The sequence below is a fragment of the Paenarthrobacter sp. CAP02 genome, assembly GCF_040137855.1.
Classification (GTDB): domain Bacteria; phylum Actinomycetota; class Actinomycetes; order Actinomycetales; family Micrococcaceae; genus Arthrobacter.
Window position 1 is genome coordinate 90817 of sequence record NZ_JBEEII010000011.1, and the last position, 18756, is coordinate 109572.

Annotated in this window: 15 protein-coding genes; 7 read left to right on the top strand and 8 right to left on the bottom strand. The window is 63.5% G+C overall.

Translation table 11 applies throughout. The annotated features are described in order from the left end of the window. The first annotated feature begins 129 nt into the window (after window positions 1–129). Window positions 130–564, top strand: coding sequence for a (deoxy)nucleoside triphosphate pyrophosphohydrolase (locus ABHM97_RS18050; protein ID WP_235521853.1), 435 nt, complete (start codon window positions 130–132; stop codon window positions 562–564). A 37-nt stretch (window positions 565–601) separates the two neighbouring features. On the opposite strand, the gene ABHM97_RS18055 is transcribed toward ABHM97_RS18050, so the two are convergent. Then, the gene (locus ABHM97_RS18055) at window positions 602–1696 is read right to left on the bottom strand and encodes an Rv2578c family radical SAM protein (RefSeq protein WP_349471730.1); all 1095 of its coding nucleotides are present in this window, start codon (window positions 1694–1696) and stop codon (window positions 602–604) included. An 89-nt stretch (window positions 1697–1785) separates the two neighbouring features. On the opposite strand from ABHM97_RS18055, the gene pcp reads away from it, so the two are divergent. Beyond that, complete coding sequence (pcp, locus tag ABHM97_RS18060) at window positions 1786–2427, top strand: pyroglutamyl-peptidase I (RefSeq protein ID WP_349471731.1); 642 nt, start codon at window positions 1786–1788, stop codon at window positions 2425–2427. 14 nt (window positions 2428–2441) lie between these two features. On the opposite strand, the gene ABHM97_RS18065 is transcribed toward pcp, so the two are convergent. Together ABHM97_RS18065 and ABHM97_RS18070 are read right to left on the bottom strand one after the other, a co-directional pair. After that, complete coding sequence (locus tag ABHM97_RS18065) at window positions 2442–3071, bottom strand: SIMPL domain-containing protein (RefSeq protein WP_349471732.1); 630 nt, start codon at window positions 3069–3071, stop codon at window positions 2442–2444. Between the two features lie 2 nt (window positions 3072–3073). Next, window positions 3074–3520, bottom strand: a complete 447-nt coding sequence (locus tag ABHM97_RS18070; protein WP_257371086.1) for a hypothetical protein — start codon at window positions 3518–3520, stop codon at window positions 3074–3076. A gap of 178 nt (window positions 3521–3698) precedes the next feature. Here ABHM97_RS18070 and pheS point away from each other — a divergent pair, with 178 nt between their 5' ends. From pheS to ABHM97_RS18085, 3 genes are all read left to right on the top strand, one after another. Further along, on the top strand, window positions 3699–4760 hold the full coding sequence (pheS, locus tag ABHM97_RS18075) for a phenylalanine--tRNA ligase subunit alpha (RefSeq protein WP_235521858.1): 1062 nt from the start codon (window positions 3699–3701) through the stop codon (window positions 4758–4760). A gap of 2 nt (window positions 4761–4762) precedes the next feature. After that, window positions 4763–7306 carry a phenylalanine--tRNA ligase subunit beta gene (pheT, locus tag ABHM97_RS18080; RefSeq protein WP_349471733.1) on the top strand — a complete coding sequence of 848 codons (2544 nt, stop codon included), beginning with the start codon at window positions 4763–4765 and terminating at the stop codon, window positions 7304–7306. A gap of 186 nt (window positions 7307–7492) precedes the next feature. Then, complete coding sequence (locus tag ABHM97_RS18085) at window positions 7493–8359, top strand: trypsin-like serine peptidase (RefSeq protein WP_349471734.1); 867 nt, start codon at window positions 7493–7495, stop codon at window positions 8357–8359. Between the two features lie 4 nt (window positions 8360–8363). On the opposite strand, the gene ABHM97_RS18090 is transcribed toward ABHM97_RS18085, so the two are convergent. Further along, window positions 8364–9350 carry a nitrilase family protein gene (locus ABHM97_RS18090; protein ID WP_349471735.1) on the bottom strand — a complete coding sequence of 329 codons (987 nt, stop codon included), beginning with the start codon at window positions 9348–9350 and terminating at the stop codon, window positions 8364–8366. A 162-nt stretch (window positions 9351–9512) separates the two neighbouring features. Between ABHM97_RS18090 and ABHM97_RS18095 the strand changes: the two genes are divergently transcribed. Together ABHM97_RS18095 and ABHM97_RS18100 are read left to right on the top strand one after the other, a co-directional pair. Continuing rightward, on the top strand, window positions 9513–10394 hold the full coding sequence (locus ABHM97_RS18095) for a LysR family transcriptional regulator (protein ID WP_349471736.1): 882 nt from the start codon (window positions 9513–9515) through the stop codon (window positions 10392–10394). Further along, window positions 10391–11041: a 4'-phosphopantetheinyl transferase family protein gene (locus ABHM97_RS18100; RefSeq protein ID WP_349471737.1), complete on the top strand. Its 651-nt coding sequence runs from the start codon at window positions 10391–10393 to the stop codon at window positions 11039–11041. The genes ABHM97_RS18095 and ABHM97_RS18100 overlap by 4 nt, the downstream gene beginning before the upstream one ends. Here ABHM97_RS18100 and ABHM97_RS18105 read toward each other — a convergent pair. From ABHM97_RS18105 to ABHM97_RS18120, 4 genes are all read right to left on the bottom strand, one after another. Further along, a complete protein-coding gene (locus tag ABHM97_RS18105) occupies window positions 11038–12381 on the bottom strand; it encodes a M1 family metallopeptidase (protein WP_349471738.1) in 1344 nt (447 codons plus the stop codon). The genes ABHM97_RS18100 and ABHM97_RS18105 overlap by 4 nt on opposite strands. Before the next feature lie 12 nt (window positions 12382–12393). Continuing rightward, window positions 12394–16350 carry a Pls/PosA family non-ribosomal peptide synthetase gene (locus ABHM97_RS18110; protein WP_349471739.1) on the bottom strand — a complete coding sequence of 1319 codons (3957 nt, stop codon included), beginning with the start codon at window positions 16348–16350 and terminating at the stop codon, window positions 12394–12396. A 118-nt stretch (window positions 16351–16468) separates the two neighbouring features. After that, window positions 16469–17434, bottom strand: a complete 966-nt coding sequence (locus ABHM97_RS18115; protein WP_257371078.1) for a quinone oxidoreductase family protein — start codon at window positions 17432–17434, stop codon at window positions 16469–16471. Window positions 17435–17519: 85 nt separating this feature from the next. After that, the gene (locus tag ABHM97_RS18120) at window positions 17520–18608 is read right to left on the bottom strand and encodes a fatty acid desaturase family protein (RefSeq protein WP_235521867.1); all 1089 of its coding nucleotides are present in this window, start codon (window positions 18606–18608) and stop codon (window positions 17520–17522) included. Window positions 18609–18756: the final 148 nt, after the last annotated feature.

The window sequence follows — 18756 nt, forward strand, 5'->3', positions numbered from 1 at the left end:
TGCTTCTTGAGGGGTGCCTGATCGGCCGGGAAACGCGGAGAAAATCCGATAACAAGTTTAGTCGCGCTCAGGCGAGGTGACGTCAGCATGTGACGATGCCCATGGACGAGCCGGCCATAGACTGTTCGGGTGACTGGACTCATTAACGTTGTTGGCGCCGCCGTCGTGGACTCCCTGGAAGCACCCACCCGTCTTCTCGCTGCACGCCGCACAGCCCCTCCCCAGTTCGCAGGGATGTGGGAGTTCCCCGGTGGCAAGGTGGAAACGGGCGAAACGGCAGAGGCCGCACTGCACCGGGAACTCGCCGAAGAGCTGGGGGTTGAGGTCCGTTTGGGCCAGGAGCTTGAATCCGGAAAGAGCGCCGGGTGGACTCTAAACGAGCGTGCATCCATGCGGGTATGGTTCGCGGAGCTGACCGCAGGGGAGCCCCGCCCACTGGAAGATCACGACGAACTGCGCTGGATGTCGTTGGACGGCCTTGACGACGTTCTCGGACTTGCATGGATTCCGGCGGACCTGCCGATTGTCCAGGCCCTGCTTGATCGGGTGGCTGCCGGCGAGTAAGCTCCCCAGCGACTTGTTCACAGCCCCGCAGGGCGCCTCAGAACAGCGGCTCTTGTCCCGGCAAGGGTGCTGCAGCTGTGGCCTCCGAAGGGGCTCCTGAACCGTCGGTGCGGCGGGCATTGCGGTGGCTGAAACCGGAGCTTCCAGTGAAGCCGTGCTTGGCCTTAAAGAAACTGATCCTGCCTGCCAACCAGCTCCGGTATTCCTTCGAGGCATAGGAACCCTGGCCGTACAGTCGGCGGTACTTGCCCACCAATTCCGGATGCTGGGCAGCGAGCCAACTCATATACCATTCCCTGGTCCCGGGCTTGAGGTACAGGGCCCCGGCGGTGACTCCCGTGGCACCCGCCTTGGCCAGTTCGGTGAACAAGGCGTCGAGGGCTTCATCGGAATCCGTGAGCCACGGCAGGATGGGCATTGCCATGACCCCGCATCCCAGGCCGGCGTCACGGAGTCGGGCTATGAGCTTCAACCTCGCACGGGGGGATGGGGTCCCGGGCTCAATGAGCTCTGCGAGGTCTTCGTTGGTCATGGCAAGCGAGATGCCGAGGTCCACGGGAACCTGGGTTGCCGCATGCTTGAGCAAGGGGATGTCCCGGGCCAGCAATGTGCCTTTGGTCAGGATGGAGAAGGGTGTTCCTGAGTCCGCCAGTGCCCGGATGATTCCCGGCATGAGCGCATACCGGCCTTCGGCCCTCTGGTAAGGGTCCGTATTGGTGCCGAGGGCAACCTGGTGTCGCTGCCAGGAGGGCTTGGCCAACTCCTTGCGCAGGACCTCCGCAGCGTTGATCTTGACCACCACCTGCGAATCGAAGTCCCGGCCGGCGTCGAATTCCAGGTAGGTGTGGCTCTTGCGGGCAAAGCAGTAGACGCAGGCGTGGCTGCAGCCCCGATAGGGATTCACCGTCCATTCAAAGGGCATGGCCGAACCGGAAGGCACCTTGTTGAGCACTGACTTTGCGGTGACCTCATGGAAGGTGACTCCGGAGAATTCGGGTGTCGAGGCGGAACGCACAAGCCCGGCAAGCGGCAGCAGGGCCTCCATGGCCGGGGCAGGGCCGGAAGGCGTGTTGCCACTGTTATCGGACGCCAACCCACGTGCCGGTGAAAGTGCTTGTGCGTCCCATCTCATGGTCTCTATTCGAAGTTATGTTCGAATAAATGTCAAGGCTTCGGCGGGCAGTCCGAACACGCGGATGGCGGTGTTGCTAGGGTTGGCCCATGATTCTCCTGACTGGCTTCGAACCCTTTGGCGAGGATGCGGTCAATCCGTCGTGGCTAGCCGTGCAACGTGCCAGGGACATCCTCCGGAACGAGGGCCACGCGGTGGAAGCACTCGAACTGCCGTGCGTTTTTGGCAGGTCGGCTGCCGCCCTGAACGCGGCCATGGATCGGCTGGTTCCTGACGTGGTGGTTTGCGTGGGCCTGGCAGGCGGGCGTGAGCGCGTATCGCTGGAACGTGTCGCCATCAATTGCGATGACGCCAGGATTCCGGACAACGCCGGCCAACGGCCCATCGACCAGGAAGTTATCAAGGGCGGACCAGCTGCCTACTTCTCCAGCCTGCCGATCAAAGCAGCACTCCGGAACCTCCAGATCGCCGGCATCAAGGGCGAAGTCTCACAATCAGCCGGCACGTACGTCTGCAACCACGTCTTCTATGCGCTCATGCACGCGCTGGCGTCCAGGCCCGGGGTCCGCGGGGGCTTCATCCACGTCCCCTACCTTCCCGAGCAATTGCCACCGGCCGCTGCCACTCCGTCCATGCCCCTTGAAGTGATGGCCGAAGGCGTTGCCTCGGTTGTCCGCACGGCGCTTGGAACCACAACGGACATACAGCTGCCCGCAGGAGCAATCCACTAAACAGGAGCAGTCCACTAAAGGAGTTCCCACTCCACCGTGACAGAAGCGGAGACTGACGATTCGCCGGCCTCCACCGGGAGCGCTTCCGCGGAAAAGGAGGCCCTGACCAGCCCGCCCATGGGAATGGGGGAGCCTGGAACTGGTTGTTGGGAAATGGATCGAACGGCTCCAAGCCGCGCGCCTGCCAGACCGGCGTACTGCTCCGCCCTGGCCAAGGCGTCCTGCCACGCCGCCTCCTGTGCCTGTGCATTGATGGGAGCCGTATCCGCGAAGCCTTGCTCGATACCGTTGATTCTGATGTCGTCCCCACCGGCGGCAATCGCGGCAGCGATGGCAGCCGGAGCATCTGCCTGGGTGCGGATGCCCACCTGCAATGTGGTGGATGCGACGTAGGCGGTCACCTTTTGGCCCTGCCCTTCCACCCATGCGACGTCGGCACGGAGGTTCAAGCCACTCGTTCGCATGTCAACGCCGGCCACGCCGGCTTCATGCAAAGCCGTAGCGACAGCGGAAGCCGCCTTTCCGGCGTCGTCATATGCCTTTCCCGCAGTCTCGCGGCGGGTTTCCACGCCGAGAGTCAGAGTGGCCAGGTCGGGGGCGGCCTTGGCGCTGCCGGTGCCGGTGACGGTGATGGTTCGCTTCATTCTTAAGCCTCGATTCGTTGGTCGGCTGGTCCGCCCTGCCGACGCTTGTGGTTGTCAACGTAGCCGCCGGCGGCGAGGCCGGCCTGGCGCTCAAAGAAGTTCATCGACGCCGGGTCTCCGCTGCGCAGCAGTGACCACCCGGCGGCGATCCCGTAGAAGGCGAAAAAGGGCAGGCCAAGGCAATACGCATACTGGGTGCTGTGCCGCTCCTCGTGCCCCAGGAGGGTGGCGTTGCTGCCTGCCAGGCCATGGGGTGCCCGGTAAAGAATCACATTCCCCACGGTGAACGCTCCCGCATGGGGCAATTTCCAGCGGTACCCGGCAGCGATCACCAGGCCGCGGGGACCGTGCGACAGGCGGGAGCGCGACGCCACCGCCACCCCAAGTCCCAACGGCGTGGACAGGTTGATGACATTTGCGATCTGCCTCAGGCGCTGCGCGGGAGTCATGAAGCCATGCTAGACCCGTGGGTCCTGCGGAGGCCGGACGGGAGACAGGCGTTAAATCAGGTCCATGACGTTCAACTAGACTGGACGTTAGTGCCAGCCGTCCGCGGCGAGCACTGCCCTTTTTCGTTTTCCAGGCCAGCATTGCCGGCCGCTCCCTACTCGTAGCTAAGAACAGTAGATGACTGACACTTTGCCAGGCGCTGCCAGCCCGAATCCGCTGGATGAAGCCGCCATCACCGCCGCCGTCGAGGACGCGCTCGCAGCCATCGCGGCAGCTTCCTCCCTCGAAGAACTCAAGGCTGTCCGCCTCGCCCACACCGGCGAGAAGTCGCCCCTGAGCCTAGCCAACCGTGAAATTGGCGGCTTGGCCAAGGAACACAAAGCTGCTGCAGGCAAGCTCATGGGGTCCTCCCGCGGCCGGGTCAATCAGGCGCTCGCAGCCCGGACCGAGGTGTTGGAGGCAGAGAACGATGCCCGGATCCTCGTCGAGGAAACTGTGGATGTCACTGCCGCTCCGCGACGTCGCCGTGCCGGTGCACGCCACCCGTTGTCCACGCTTCAGGATCGCGTGTCGGACATCTTCGTGGGCATGGGTTGGGAAATCGCCGAAGGCCCCGAGGTCGAGTCGGAATGGTTCAACTTCGATGCCCTGAACTTCAAGCCGGACCACCCCGCCCGCGAAATGCAGGACACGTTCTTCGTGGAACCCCCCGAGGCGCACCTGCTCATGCGTACCCACACCTCGCCGGTGCAGGTCCGCTCCATGCTGGAACGCGAAGTGCCCATCTACGTGCTGTGCCCCGGCAAGGTATTCCGCACCGATGAACTCGATGCTACCCACACCCCTGTCTTCCACCAGTTCGAGGGCCTTGCGATCGACAAGGACCTCAGCATGGCGGACCTTCGCGGCACGTTGGAGCACTTCGCCCGGCAGATGTTCGGCGACGAAGCGTCCATCCGCCTGCGCCCCAACTACTTCCCGTTCACGGAACCGTCCGCGGAGTTGGACATCTGGCACCCCGGAGCAAAGGGCGGCCCACGTTGGATCGAATGGGGTGGCTGCGGCATGGTCAATCCCAACGTCCTCCGGGCAGCCGGCATCGATCCGGACATCTATTCAGGTTTTGCCTTCGGCATGGGCATTGAGCGCACGCTCATGTTCCGCAACGAGGTCGGCGATATGCGCGACATGATCGAAGGCGACGTACGTTTCAGCGAGCACTTCGGGATGGAGATCTAACAGTGCGTATCCCACTTTCCTGGCTGCGTGAATTCGCGCAGGTCCCGGCCGATGCAACGGCCGAAGACGTCATGGCTGACCTGGTCAAGGTCGGCTTTGAAGAAGAAGCAGTCCACCGTCCCACGGATGAACTCAGCGGCCCGATCGTCGTAGGCCAGGTCCTGAGCCTGGTCAAGGAGCCGCAATCCAACGGCAAGACCATCAACTGGTGCCAGGTCCGCGTCGTTCCCGAAGGACAAGAGCAGACACTCACCGGCAAGGGCATTGATCCTTCTGGCGTGCAGGGCATCATCTGCGGTGCGCACAACTTTGTTGAGGGCGACAAAGTAGTTGTCACCCTGCCCGGTGCTGTGCTGCCGGGAAACTTCCAGATTTCCGCGCGCAAGACCTACGGCCACTTGTCCGCAGGCATGATCGCTTCCGTCCGTGAACTGGGCATTGGCGATGACCACGATGGCATCCTGGTGCTGTCCAGCATTGGCTTGGATCCCGAAATCGGCACCGACGCGATGGAACTCCTGGGCCTTTATGACCAGGCAGCGGAAATCAACGTCACCCCGGACCGCGGATATGCGTTCTCCATCCGCGGTGTTGCGCGGGAGTATGCCCACGCAACGGGAACATCGTTCGTAGATCCGGCGTCGAGGGTCAACGCGCCGGCCTCCCTCCAGGGCGGCTACGGAGTCAAGCTCAACGACGACGCACCCATCTACGGCAAGCCGGGCTGCGATCGCTTCGTGGCCAGGACAGTCCGCGGCGTGGATGCTTCGCGTCCCACCCCGCCGTGGATGTCCTCGCGCCTTCGCCTGGCCGGAGTACGCTCCATCTCCTTGCCCGTGGATATCTCCAACTACGTGATGCTGGAGCTCGGCCAGCCGAACCACTGCTACGACCTCGATAAGCTCTCAGGCGACATCGTGGTCCGGCGTGCCGTCACGGGGGAGAAGATCACCACCCTCGATGGCAAGGAGCGTACGCTCGACGTCGAGGACCTGCTGATCACTGATGGCTCCGGCGCCATTGGCATCGCCGGTGTCATGGGTGGCGCCCACACTGAGGTGTCGGATTCCACGACCAACATCCTGGTTGAAGCCGCGCACTTCGACGAGGTATCCATTGCCCGGTCGCGTCGCCGCCACAAGCTGCCGTCCGAAGCGTCCAAGCGCTTCGAGCGCGGCGTCGACTGGCACGTGGCCAACATTGCCGCCCAGCGCGTCGTGGACCTTTTGGTAGAGCTGGCCGGCGGTACGGCAGACGAGGCGGGGACCGACGTCGGAACCGCCCCTGATCCCGTCACCATCGAGCTGCCCGCTGAGTTCGCTGCTGCCCGGATCGGTATCGACTTCACCGACGAGCAGATTACTACCTCACTTGAGGATCTGGGTGCCGTGGTGGAGAAGACTGCCGCCGGCTACCGGGTGACTGCTCCGAGTTGGCGCAATGACCTCGAAACCAAGGAGGACCTCTCTGAGGAAATCGCGCGGTTGGTCGGCTACGACAACATCCCCTCAACCCTCCCGGTAGCGCCTCCGGGCCGTGGCTTGACCCGCAGCCAGCAGCAGAAGCGTCGTGTTGTCCAGGCCTTGGCTGATGCAGGGCTCACCGAGGTGCTGTCATACCCGTTCGTTTCCAAAGCCGCCAACGACACCTTCGGTGTTGCGGAGGAAGGCGCGGAACGTCCGGCATTGAAGCTGGCTAACCCGATCAGCGAGGAGAACGGCTACCTCCGTACGTCCATCCTCCCTGGCCTCATTGAGGTAGCACGCCGCAACCACTCACGCGGTTTCCGCGACCTGGCACTGTACGAAGTGGGTTCGGTCTTCCTTCCGGGCGACAAGCTTGGTACGGAGTCCATCCCGCCGTTGGGCGTCAGGCCTTCAGATGAGGTGCTTGATGCGTTGTACGACGGCGTCCCGCACCAGCCGCTGCACGTCGGCGCTGTCCTGACCGGCCACGACTCGCCGGCTGCCGCGACGCACCAGCCCCGCGCCTGGGATTGGGCAGACGCCCTGGACGTTGCCCGCCTCATTTCCGACGTTCTTGGGGTTGAACTGGTTGTCAGCCAGGGTAGCCACCAGGCGTTCCACCCAGGGCGTGCCGCTGAGCTTTCCCTGCGGAACGGCGATGTTGTCGGTTACGCGGGAGAGCTCCACCCGAAGCTCCTGGCAGCACACGACATGCCTGCCCGATCTGTGGCTTTCGAGGTCAATGTTGAAGCACTGTTCGAAGCTGCTGCTGATGTGATTGTTGCCAAGCACATCTCCGGGTTCCCTGTTGCGACGCAGGACGTTGCGCTGGTGGTTCCGCAGGATGTACCAGCAGACCAGGTTTTGGCTGCCCTGCGCGAAGGTGCAGGTGAACTCCTTGAGGATGTCGCCTTGTTCGACGTTTACGTGGGTCCGGGCATCGAAGAGGGGAAGAAGTCGCTGGCCTTCGGACTGCGTTTCCGTGCCAACGACCGCACACTGACTGCCGACGAAGCGTCAGAAGCTCGGGCCTCGGCTGTCGCAGTCGCCGCTGAACGCTTCGGTGCTGTCCAGCGCTGATCCCGCATTTGCACGCTAAATCCCCGGAACCTCCTCGGTTCCGGGGATTTTCGTTTTATCGAGATTCCACTCCCAGCATATTGACAGACTATTCACACATGTATGACAGTTTTGTCATACACATGTGAAACATGTGTATCACATCCCTCGCACGGCTCTCCAAGGGCCGTCCCTTGAAAGGTACCCATGAAAAAGCAGAATGTTGCTGTGCTTGTCGGGGCTGCGGTAATGGCTTTGACGTCCTCGCTTGGAGGAGCTGCCATGGCGTCAGAGCCGACGCCGCAACCAGCGTCCGCCGAGGTCCAGCCCGTGTCCCACACCGTGGATAAATCCCAGACGTCCGGCTCCGCCGCGTCCCCGTTGGCCGACCGTTATTCCATCGCCGCACCCACCAAGAAGGGGGGCGCCTCCACGGATTCAGTCATCGGCGCTGACGGCCGGGTCCGTATCACCAACACCACGGCTGCACCCAACCGCTCCATCGTGCAGATTGAATTCAATGGCGGTTACATCTGTTCCGGTTCCCTCATCTCCGACGACACCGTGCTGACGGCCGGGCACTGTGTCCACACGGGCGGCACGGGTTCGACGGCGGATTACTCCTGGGGCGTCAAAGTGGCCCCTGGCCGGAATGGATCGACGGATCCTTACGGTACCTGCGGTGCTACCCAACTCCTCACGGACCAGCGTTGGATCGACTCAGCCAACACCAACGCCGACTGGGGCGTCATTAAACTCGACTGCACCATTGGCAACACCACCGGGTGGCTCAATTACACCGGTGCGACGGCCAGCCTGAACGGAACCACCGCAACAGTGCGCGGCTACCCGGGCGACAAGGCATTTGGAACCATGTGGTCCATGACGGGCACCATCGACAGTTCCGCAACCGAAAAGGTCTACTACAAGATGGACACCTTCGGCGGCCAGAGTGGAGCACCCGTATACAACAGCTCCAACACCATTGTCGCCATCCACACCAACGGTGGCAGCACCAACTCCGGTACCCGCATCACGCCCACCCTGGCGAATTACCTGACCTCGGTGAAGTGAGAAGCTACGGGAGCTCGACCGGGTGGGGCGAGAAGCGCGCGGCTCGGGCGTCGAGCTCATTGCCCTGTGGCTGGCTGAGGGAGGCGTAGAGTTCCGGTCGGCGGCCCCGTATCCACCGCCGGCCGGTTGAGAGAGGCACCAGGCCGAGGTCCAGCTCGGACGTAACGATTGCTTCGCCTGCACTCCAGGTTTCTGCGATGATCGCCCCATAGGGGTCGATGATCATGGCGTTACCCGTGCGGATCTCGTCATCGTCAGGGCCGACACCGTTGCTGAAGATGATGAAAAGGCCGTTGTCGTGGGCGCGGGAAGGCAGCCAGCGCATGAGCCACCCGCGCCCGTGGGGTCCACGGAAGGCCGCTTCAATGGCTGCAGGATCTGCTGCACGGTTTTCCCACAAGGTGCTGGGAATGGGCTTCATTCCCCTGGGACTCCGGGAGTTGGTGCCACCGGTTTGATGAGGGGCCAAGAGCACTGTCGCGCCCAGTAGTGCTGTCGCCCGGACGTTTTCGACCAAGTTGTTGTCCCAGCAGATCAGGATTCCGGCTTTGACGCCCCAGGGGGTGTCAAAGACCGTGAACCGGGATCCGCTGTCGATCGCCTCGTGTTCAAAGGCATGGATCTTCCGGTGGGTGTGCCGTGCTCCGTCGGGGAGGCATACCGCGTATGAGTTGTAGAGTCTTCCGTCGCTGTCTGCCTCGAGATATCCGACGCCGATGCCTACGCCCAGCTCTTGGGCGAGGTTCTGGACGGCGAGGATGCTGGGGCCGCCCTCCGTCTCGGCAAGTTGATGCAAACGTTGGGGCGTGTGCCTTCGAAGGTGCCAGTAGCCGAGCAAGCACATTTCCGGGAACACGACCAGTTGCGAACCATCCATGGCTGCAGCGGTGGCGAGCCGGCGAATGGTCTCGAGGTTGAGGTCCGGACGGTCCGGGATTGCTTCGAACTGGACTGTCGAGGCGCGAAGTATGGTCTGTGGATTATCGGGCATGGGTTCTCCTTGGGTTTGTCTCTCCCATGCTTCTTGCGATGACCCATTCTGTCTAATGAAAAATTTGGCCTTATTCATTCTGTTTTGGAATGGAATTGTTGGGTGTCTGCGTGCCGCACCGCAGTATGTGAGCGGGACTGGTCCTGTCGATAGTGTTATGAAATGGAACTACGCCTTTTGCGGTCGTTTATCGCGGTTGCCGCGAACCAAAACTTCGGGGCTGCTGCCAAAGCGCTGTCCACAACCCAGCCCGCCCTGACCAAGCAGATCCAGGTCCTGGAACGGCAGGCAGGGACCACGCTGTTCACCCGGGGGCGCCACGGTGCAGCGCTGACGCCTGGCGGCGAGGCGTTGCTCGTCGACGCGGTCGACCTGGTGCGCAGGGCGGATGCCTTGGCCCGCCGCATGGAGCGGGTAGCAGCGGGGGCTGAGGGTATTCTCAACGTGGGATTCGGGATGTCGACGATCGATGTAGCGCCCCAGACTGTCGCGGCTTTCCGTGCGCGGCACCCCGGAATCGACATCAAGCTCGAAGACATGTCCTCCTCCCGGCAGTTCGACGCACTCCGTGACGGCACGCTCAGCGTGGGGTTTGTTCGCATGCCTGCTCCGCAGGACATTGCCGCCCGGGTGATTCGGCGGGATCATCTGGCACTCGCCATCCCTGCGGGTGAGCCTGTTCCCGGGACCGGTCGAAAGAGTCTGCGGGCTTGGCTCCAGGACCAGGCCTTGGTACGCCTCGTCCCCGCCCGTGGGCCGGGATTGGCCGCTCAAACAAGCGAGTTGTTTATGGATTTGGGGTGCAGTCCCACCACGGTGTACGAAACGTCCGACCTGCTGACGGTGGTGGCACTCGTAGCCGCCGGAGCGGGCCCGGCAGTAGTTCCCGCAAGCGCCTCGGCCATCATCCCCGACGGTGTGCACCTGGTAAAGATCGATCTGAATTCCGCGAGCTGGGACATTGGCGTTGCCTGGCTTCGGGGGAGCACCAACCCGTTGCTTCCCTTGTTTGTGGAATCAATCAGGGTCGTGGAAAAGGCATGATCGACAAGCTTTTGCTTGAGGTGCACCGGCTCGATGGCATGCTGGCTTCTGCTGAGCACCCACCGGACCTGGGACAACCCGCAAGGCGTCGGGCCTCCAGGTTTGCCAGCGCCAAGGACCGGGACGAATTCGTTGCGGCCCGGATTTCGCTGCAGCTGTTCGCTGCAACGCTCCTCAACGTGGAACCCCAGCAGCTCGTGGCGAACTATCACTGCCCGCAGTGCGGGCAAGGCCAGGACCACGGCCGTCCCGGGTTCCTGCTCGACGGCGGCCCCGCACCTCTCGCGCTCAGCGCGTCCCGGGCGTCGGGCTGGCTACTACTGGCCGGCGTCGCCCATGCTCCCGAAGAACTACGGTTGGGAGTGGATCTTGAATCGACTGGCACAGCAACCTTCGAAGGCTTCGACGACGTCGCGCTGACCGCAACCGAGAAACGCTTCCTGTCCACCATCCCGGATAAGGAACGAGATAGTCAGCGCGCCCGCCTGTGGGCGCGCAAAGAGGCTTGGCTAAAGATGACTGGGGAAGGCCTGCGGCACAACCCGGCGGAGTTGGATGTGCTGGAGCGCCGCGGTGTGCAGGACCTGCACACCGTCGGCGGCCGGGCGCTGCCGGACGGCCTGGTGGCCGCCTTGGCGATCGGCTAGCGTGGTGACGGCAGCGCGGGAAGTGCTGCCTCGTACAGCCACGGCCGGAGAACGGCAGCGGCATCCAATCCCGGAATGAATGCGTTCGCGGCTACGATGAACGCTTCCGTGGACACTGACCCGTGCCGGTTCCTGGCTGTCCAATGGTGGAGGAAACCGAAGAATGCCTCGTCGCCGGCCGCCATTCGCATGGCGTGAACCGCCAAAGCCCCACGTTTGTAGACCCGGTCATCGAACATCAGCTCCGGGCCGGGGTCGCCAACCAGCAGGTCCTGCGGCCCGGCGTCGAGCCTCTTCCACGCGGCCGTAGCCCGCGCTGCGACAGTCATGGTCCCGGATTCCTCGGACCACAACCACTCGGCGTAACAAGCGAAGCCTTCGTGCAGCCAGATATCTTTCCAGCTGTTGACGGTCAGGGAGTTCCCGAACCACTGGTGGGAAAGTTCGTGGGCGATCAGCCGCTGGGATTCCCAGGCGTCGCGCATATGGTTGCGACCGAAAATGGAGACCGTTTGGGCTTCCAAGGGGATTTCCAGCTCGTCTTCGGTGACCACGGACGTGTAATCGGTGAATGGGTACGGTCCGAAGCAATCCTCGAAAGTACGCATCATGTCCGGCTGGCGTTCCAGACCCCGCAGGGCGTCGGCTGCCATTTCGGGGGTAACGGCAACGAACTGGGGCACCCGGTGGTGGGTATCGTCGGCCTGCAAGGGAACCTTGGTGTAGCGGCCGATCTGCACGGTAGCCAGGTACGTCGCCATCGGCTCGGGTTGCTCGTAGACCCAGGTTTCCCTGCTGGACTTCCGGGAGTGCGATACGAGCCGTCCGTTGCATACCGGACGGTAGTTGTCATCGGTGGTCACCGAGATGAGGAAGCTCGACTTGTAGCGGGGGTGGTCATTGCAAGGGAACCAGGACGCTGCGCCGTTCGGCTGGCCGGCCACCAGTACGCCGTCGTTCAATTCCTCCCAGCCAACATCTCCCCACAATCCGCGGCGGGGTTGCGGATTGCCGTCGTAGCGGATCTCCAGTGAGAACTGTTGGCCGGGCTTGAGCGCGGACGGGGGAGCCAGGACCAGGTGCTGGGCCCTGTGGCTGAGTTTCTGGAGCTTCTTGCCATCCAGCTGGACCTTGGTGGCCCGCAATCCCACCAGGTCCAGGACTATCTGCGCTGTCCGTTCCAATGCCGTGCACCGCAGGACCGCCTTGCCGATCAGCTTGTTGCTGCCCAGCCTGACGTCGAGGTCCAACTCATACCGGTCCACACGGTAGCTGGTGCTGCCGTGGTCCAGGGTGTACGGGTCGGCTTCGGTCATGGGGGTGGTGATGGGTGCGGTCATGATCTGCCCAATCTACTTGAGACGGGGCGCTTGTGCAGACGGACCCACCCATGGGCTCACCGGGTTGCCCATCCAGTACGTCCCGGCTGGGACAGTTTCGCCACGCATGACCAACGACGCCGGGCCCACGGTTCCACCGTCGCCGATGCTGGCCGCAGGGAGGATGACGCCGTGGGGGCCCATGGTGGCTCCGTTCCCGAGCGTCACGGTGTCCAGGCTCATGACGCGGTCGTGGAACAGATGTGTCTGGACCACGCAGCCGCGGTTGACGGTGGAGTTCTCGCCGAGTGTCACGAGGTCGACTTCGGGGAGCCAGTAGCTTTCACACCAGGTACCGCGGCCGATCCTGGCGCCGAGCCCGCGCAGCCACCACACCAGGGCGGGCGTGCCCGCAGCGGACCTGGCGAACCACGGCGCACTGACCATTTCGATAAACGTATCCACAACCTCGTTGCGCCAAATAAACGAACTCCACAGGGGGTGCTCGCCGGCGCGAATGGTTCCCACCAGGACCCACTTGGCGACGATGGCGCTGAGTGCTGCGACGCCTCCGGCTGCCAACATCACGACGCCGCCGAGGATCGCCGCGATCCAGTAGCCCCATCCACGGGCCAGCCAATCGAGGACCAGCATGACGCCGACGGCGATGGTAACCGTCAGGATGACAGGAACCAAACGGCACAATTCCCACAGTGCACGCGCGATTTTGAGCTTAAGGGGCGGTTGGAATGTCCGTGTCTGGTCCGCGTCGACGGCGGTGCGTCGCAACCTGACCGGGGGACTGCCCAGCCACGACGTGCCCGACTTCGCCTTGGCAGGAGTGGCCGACAGGACGGCCACGAGGGAATTCTTTGGTACATTCCGCCCGGCGGCCGTCATGCCGGAGTTACCGAGGAATGACCGTTTTCCGATCTTGGCCGGAGCGATTTTCATCCAGCCACCGCCGAGTTCGTAGGATGCCACCATGGTGTCGTCAGCCAGGAACGCGCCGTCGCCGATGGTCGTCATCCTGGGCACCAGCAGCACTGTGGAGGCTTCCACGTTCTTGCCCACCTTGGCTCCGAGCAAGCGCAGCCAAACAGGCGTGAACAGGCTGGCATAGACGGGGAAGAGGAGGTCACGTGCCATGTCCAGCAGGCGTTCCGTGGCCCACACCTGCCAGCCGATCCGGCTGCGGACACGGTAATACCCCTCTTTGAGTCCGAGGCCAAGGAGCCGGGCAACAACGAGGATGAGCACCAGGTTTCCGAAGAACCACGTCAACGCCGCGAGTGGCAGGGCCATGGATATCTGGGGGAACGCGCTCTCCAATGAATCGTGGCCTTGGATGAACGCCATAAAAAGCATCGCAGCAGCGAAAGCGGAGATGTACGGTATCAGGGCCAGAAGCGCAGAAGCGCCGGCAAAAGCGGTGAACCACAGCCGGTCCACAGCGGAAGGTCGGGCGGGGGACTCAGGCCAGTCGTGTTTTGCCTTGCCGCGTCGTTCGGCCGGGGATCCAGCCACGAAGTGCCCGGCCTTCACTTTGCCCAGGACCGCGGATCCGGCGTCTACGTGTGCGCCTGCACCAATGGTGGCACCGGGCATGAGGGTGCTTCGCGCACCGACCACGGCACCGGCTCCCACGTGTATCTGGCCGATATGGACCGAGTCGCCGTCCACCCACCAGCCGGAGAGATCGACTTCCGGCTCGATGTTGGCACCATTGCCCAATGACAGCAGACCGGTGACAGGCGGCAGGGAATGCAGGTGCACATCCCGGCCGATCCTGGCACCGAGGGCGCGCGCGTAGTAGGGCACGAACGGGGCGCTGGCGAGGCCGATGGCCCCGGAGAGGTCTTGTATTTGTTCGGCGAGCCACAAGCGAAGGTGGGTTTTGCCGGACCTGGGGTAGGTGCCAGGCTCGATCTTGCCGAGCAGCACGCGTGCCGCTATTACCGAAATGGTCATACGGCCCAGCGGGCTGACGAAGACCAGCCAGGATGCCGCGATCCACCACCAGGACACCACAGGAGCTGCGGCGAATCCGGCAAAGTCTGCCAGTAACCTGTTCGCGGCCATCAGGTAGGTGAGCCAACGCATTCCCACCAGGATGTGAAGGGGCACGCCCATGAGGACCTGGAAGATCTGCGACTTCAAGGCTGTGGGACGCACGGTGCGCTCGACAGGCGGACCTGCCGCACCGCCGTCGGGCAGTGATTGCCGGGCGGCATCGATCAGGGCTCCGACACGCGGGGTCGCGTAGATGTCAGCGACAGTGATGGTGGGGTACCGGACCCGGAGGGCAGAGACGAGCTGGGCTGCGGCCAGGGACCCGCCGCCGTAGGCGAAGAAATCCGCGTCGAGGGAGCTCACGGGACTGCCCAGCACCGACTCCCACTGGTCCACCACCCAACGGGCGTCGTCGGGTAGGTTCAGGGGCGCGTTGTTGGCCTCAGCAGCGCTGGTTCCCGCAAGCGGCCAGGGGAGGGCATGCCGGTCCACCTTCCCGCTGGTCTTGGTGGGCAGCGAATCCACCACGGTGAGCAGGGGGATCAATGCTGCCGGAAGGCTTTCGCCCAGCAGGCGGCGGGCCTGCTCCAGATTTAGCTCGTGGCCGTCAACGGGGGCGAGATAGCCCACCAGGATCTGGTTGCCGGCAGCAGTGGTCTGAACTGCGGCGGCAGCGCCGGCAACTCCCGGGAGTGCCTGCAGCGCCGCGTCCACCTCGCCCAGTTCGATGCGCCGTCCACCCAGCTTGACCTGTTCGTCGGCGCGACCCATGAAGATCAGGCCCTCCGGTTCGAAGCGGACGAGGTCCCCGGAACGGTAGGCACGGTCCCAAGCCAGCGTGGCCATGGGTGCATACTTCTCGGCATCCTTGGCGGGATCGAGATAGCGGGCCAGCCCGACGCCGCCGATGATCAGTTCACCGATCCCGCCTTCCGCGACCGGGACACCATCAGAATCGACGACGGCGAGGTCCCAGCCGTCCAACGGCAGCCCGATCCGAACCGGGCCGGGTCGGCCCAACGGTGCGGCGCAGGCGACGACGGTGGCCTCGGTGGGTCCGTAAGTGTTCCAGACTTCGCGGCCATCGACGGCGAGCCGTTCGGCCAGCTCCGGCGGGCATGCCTCGCCGCCGAAGATGAGGAGGCGGACGTTTTCGAGGGACTCTGTCGGCCACAACGCAGCAAGGGTGGGCACCGTGGAAACCACGGTGATGCCGTGGTTGATCAGCCAGGGACCCAGGTCCATGCCGGTCCGCACCAACGCCCGCGGAGCCGGGACGAGGCAGGCACCGTGGCGCCAGGCGAGCCACATCTCTTCGCAGGAAGCATCGAAGGCTACCGACAGGCCCGCCAGCACTCTGTCCTGGGGACCGATGGGATCGGCTTGGAGGAAAATCCGTGCTTCAGCGTCAACGAAGGCGGCGGAAGATCGATGTTTAACTGCAACACCCTTGGGCGTACCAGTGGATCCCGAGGTGAAGATGATCCAGGAGTCGTCATCCAGCCCCGGTTTTGAAGGTTCCGATACAGGCTCCCGTGCGGCACCGGCGGCTCGGATATCAAGTCCCGCCCCTACCACCGCGGCAACCTTGGCTTCCCCGAACACGAGGCGTGCCCGTTCCTCGGGATCGTCGGCATCAACCGGAACGTACGCGGCGCCGGCCATGAGGATTCCCAGGATGGCGATATACAACTCGTTCGTGCCGGAAGGGATGCGGATGCCGAGCTTGTCACCACGACCCAGGCCCGCAGCGTTCAATCGTGCGGCGAAGGCCCTGACCGCCCTGAGGAGTTCGGTGTAGCTGAGTGATTTTTGCCCGTCATCCAGAGCCGAAGCCTCGGGGAAGGACGCTGCGGTCTCTTCCAGAATGTCCACCAGCGTGCGCTCGGCTGGTGCAGCGGTGCCGCCCGGCAACTGGGGGCGGTAGGTGGTCAGGGCGGGTGCCGGCCCGGCCCCCACGGGATGTTCTGTGCTCACAGGCCTAGCTTTGCGCAGAAAGGTGAACAAAAGGTGTCTGTCGTTTCCTGTTCGTCACATTTTCTTGCACCACTGTTTGCCTGTAGGTCGCCAGTTGTTCGGGAGCCGGGCTTTGGAGTTACGGCAGAAGCAGGACTTTGCCGGTGGTCCGGCGGCCTTCCAGGTCACGGTGGGCCTGGGCAGCTTCGGCCAAGGGGTAGGTTGCGCCGACCCTGACCGAGAGCGTTCCGTTGGCGGCGGCGTCGAAAATCTCGGCCGAGCGCCACCGGCGCTCGTGTGTATTCTGCACGAAGTGGGCCATGGTTGGCCTGGTCAAGGTCAAGGAGCCTCCGGCGTTCAGGCGCTGGGGATCGAATGGCGGCACCGGCCCGGACGCGGCACCAAAGAGCACCATGGCTCCCCGGATGCGCAGGCTCTTGAGGGATTCGTCAAAGGTGTCTTTACCGACGCCGTCGTACACCACGTTGACGCCTTCGCCGTCGGTCAGTTCACGGACCTTGTGGGCGAAACCGTCGTAGCGGAGGACCTCGTCAGCTCCGGCCAGCCTGGACAGCTCGGCCTTTTCGTCGGAGGAGACGGTGGTAAGCACGCGTGCCCCGCGGGCCTTCAACAGCTGGGTCAGCAGGAGGCCAACGCCTCCGGCCCCCGCGTGCAGCAGGACGGTGTGTCCCGGCTCCACCCGGAAGGAGGAGTTCATCAGGTAATGCGCTGTGATCCCTTGCAGCGGAAGGGCAGCTGCAGTGTGGTCGTCGACGCCGTCCGGAACCGGAAGCGCTTTCGCAGCATCCACGAGAGTGTAGTCGGCGTAGGTGCGGGACCCTTCAGCCGTGGCAATACGGTCGCCAACGGCAATGTCCTCCACGCCCTCACCCACCGCCTCCACCGTGCCGGCGGCTTCTGCGCCGGGGGTGAAGGGGTAGTCAACCTTGTAGGTTCCGTTGCGCTGGTAGGTTTCGATGAAGTTCACCCCGGCAGCTGCGACCTTGATCAGCAACTGGCCGGGACCGGGGGCTGGTGCTTCCACAGAGGCGTATTCGAGGACTTCAGGTCCTCCGGGCTGCTTTGCGACAATGGCGTGCGTCATGGTGGCTCCTCACTCCGGGGCGGTCCTTCCGGTGCCCGGTTTCAGAATCCATCCTAGGGAGGTTGGGGCCTTCCATGTCGAACGGCTAGCGGCGTCCGTGCGTCGAAGCCACGGGACAGTCGAAGCCGCGGCCTGCTGCGAGGCCCACCTCGTTGAGGTAGCTGACCACGATCCCGTACGACTGCATGAGCGTGGTTTCGGTGTATGGGATCGAGTGCTTGGCGCAGAATTCCTTCACGATGCCGGCGGCCTTGTGAAGGTGCGGACGTGCCATGTCCGGGAACAAGTGGTGCTCTACCTGCCGGTTGAGTCCGCCCAAGAGGAAGTCCATGAAGCGACCGCCGGAGATGTTGCGGGAGGTCAGGATCTGGCGGTTAAGGAAGTCCACGCGGCTGTCCTTGGGAAGCACGGGCATGCCCTTATGGTTGGGGGCGAAGGATGCGCCCATGTAGAAGCCGTAAACCATGATCTGGACGCCGAGGAAAGCGAACGCCATTCCGATGGGCAGGAAGGTGAAAGCCAGCACCGGCAACGCCGTCAGGCGTGCCACGAGGATGGGGGTTTCCACCCAGCGGTGCCGGACCTTCTGCTTGCCGAAGACAAAGCGGATGGAATCGAACTGCAGGCTCAGGCCAAGCAAGGTCAACAGCGGGAAGAAGAACCAGCCCTGCCGGCGCGTGAGGAATGCCAGGCGGCCCTTGCGCTCGGCCGCGGCGTCCTCGTAGAACACCAATGCGTTGTTCCGGATGTCGGGGTCCTTGGAAATGACGTTGGGGTGATTGTGGTGGGCGCCGTGTTTCTGTTCCCACCATGAGTAGCTGATGCCCGCAACGCCTGTGGCCAGGAGACGCGCCGACCAATCGTTGGCGCGGCGGGAGGCAAAGATCTGCTTGTGTCCGGCTTCGTGGGCCAGGAAGCTCAACTGCGTGCAGAGAATGCCGACGGCCGCGGCAATGAGGAGCTGGTACCAGGATTCGCCAATGAGGGCGAAGCCGAGCCAGGTGCCGGCCATGAGCAGTATCAGGGCTACGAAAACCCAGATATAGAAGCCGCTGCGGCGCTCGAGGAGTCCTGCGGACTTGACGCTCTTGAGGAGCTCTGAGTAGCTCTGAACGACGGGATTTGGCTGAATTGCGCGTGCTTTGGGGCGCTCAGCGGTGGACGTGGGTGCCATTTATATGCCCCGTATCACTAACGGGCAACGCTGCAGCCGACGTTCGGACTGCACGGTCTGGATCACCCTCCACTAAGCATACGCGCAATGTCCTAACAAATGTGACAGCTCACATTAGGCATGCATAAATATCGGACAGCGTGAATAT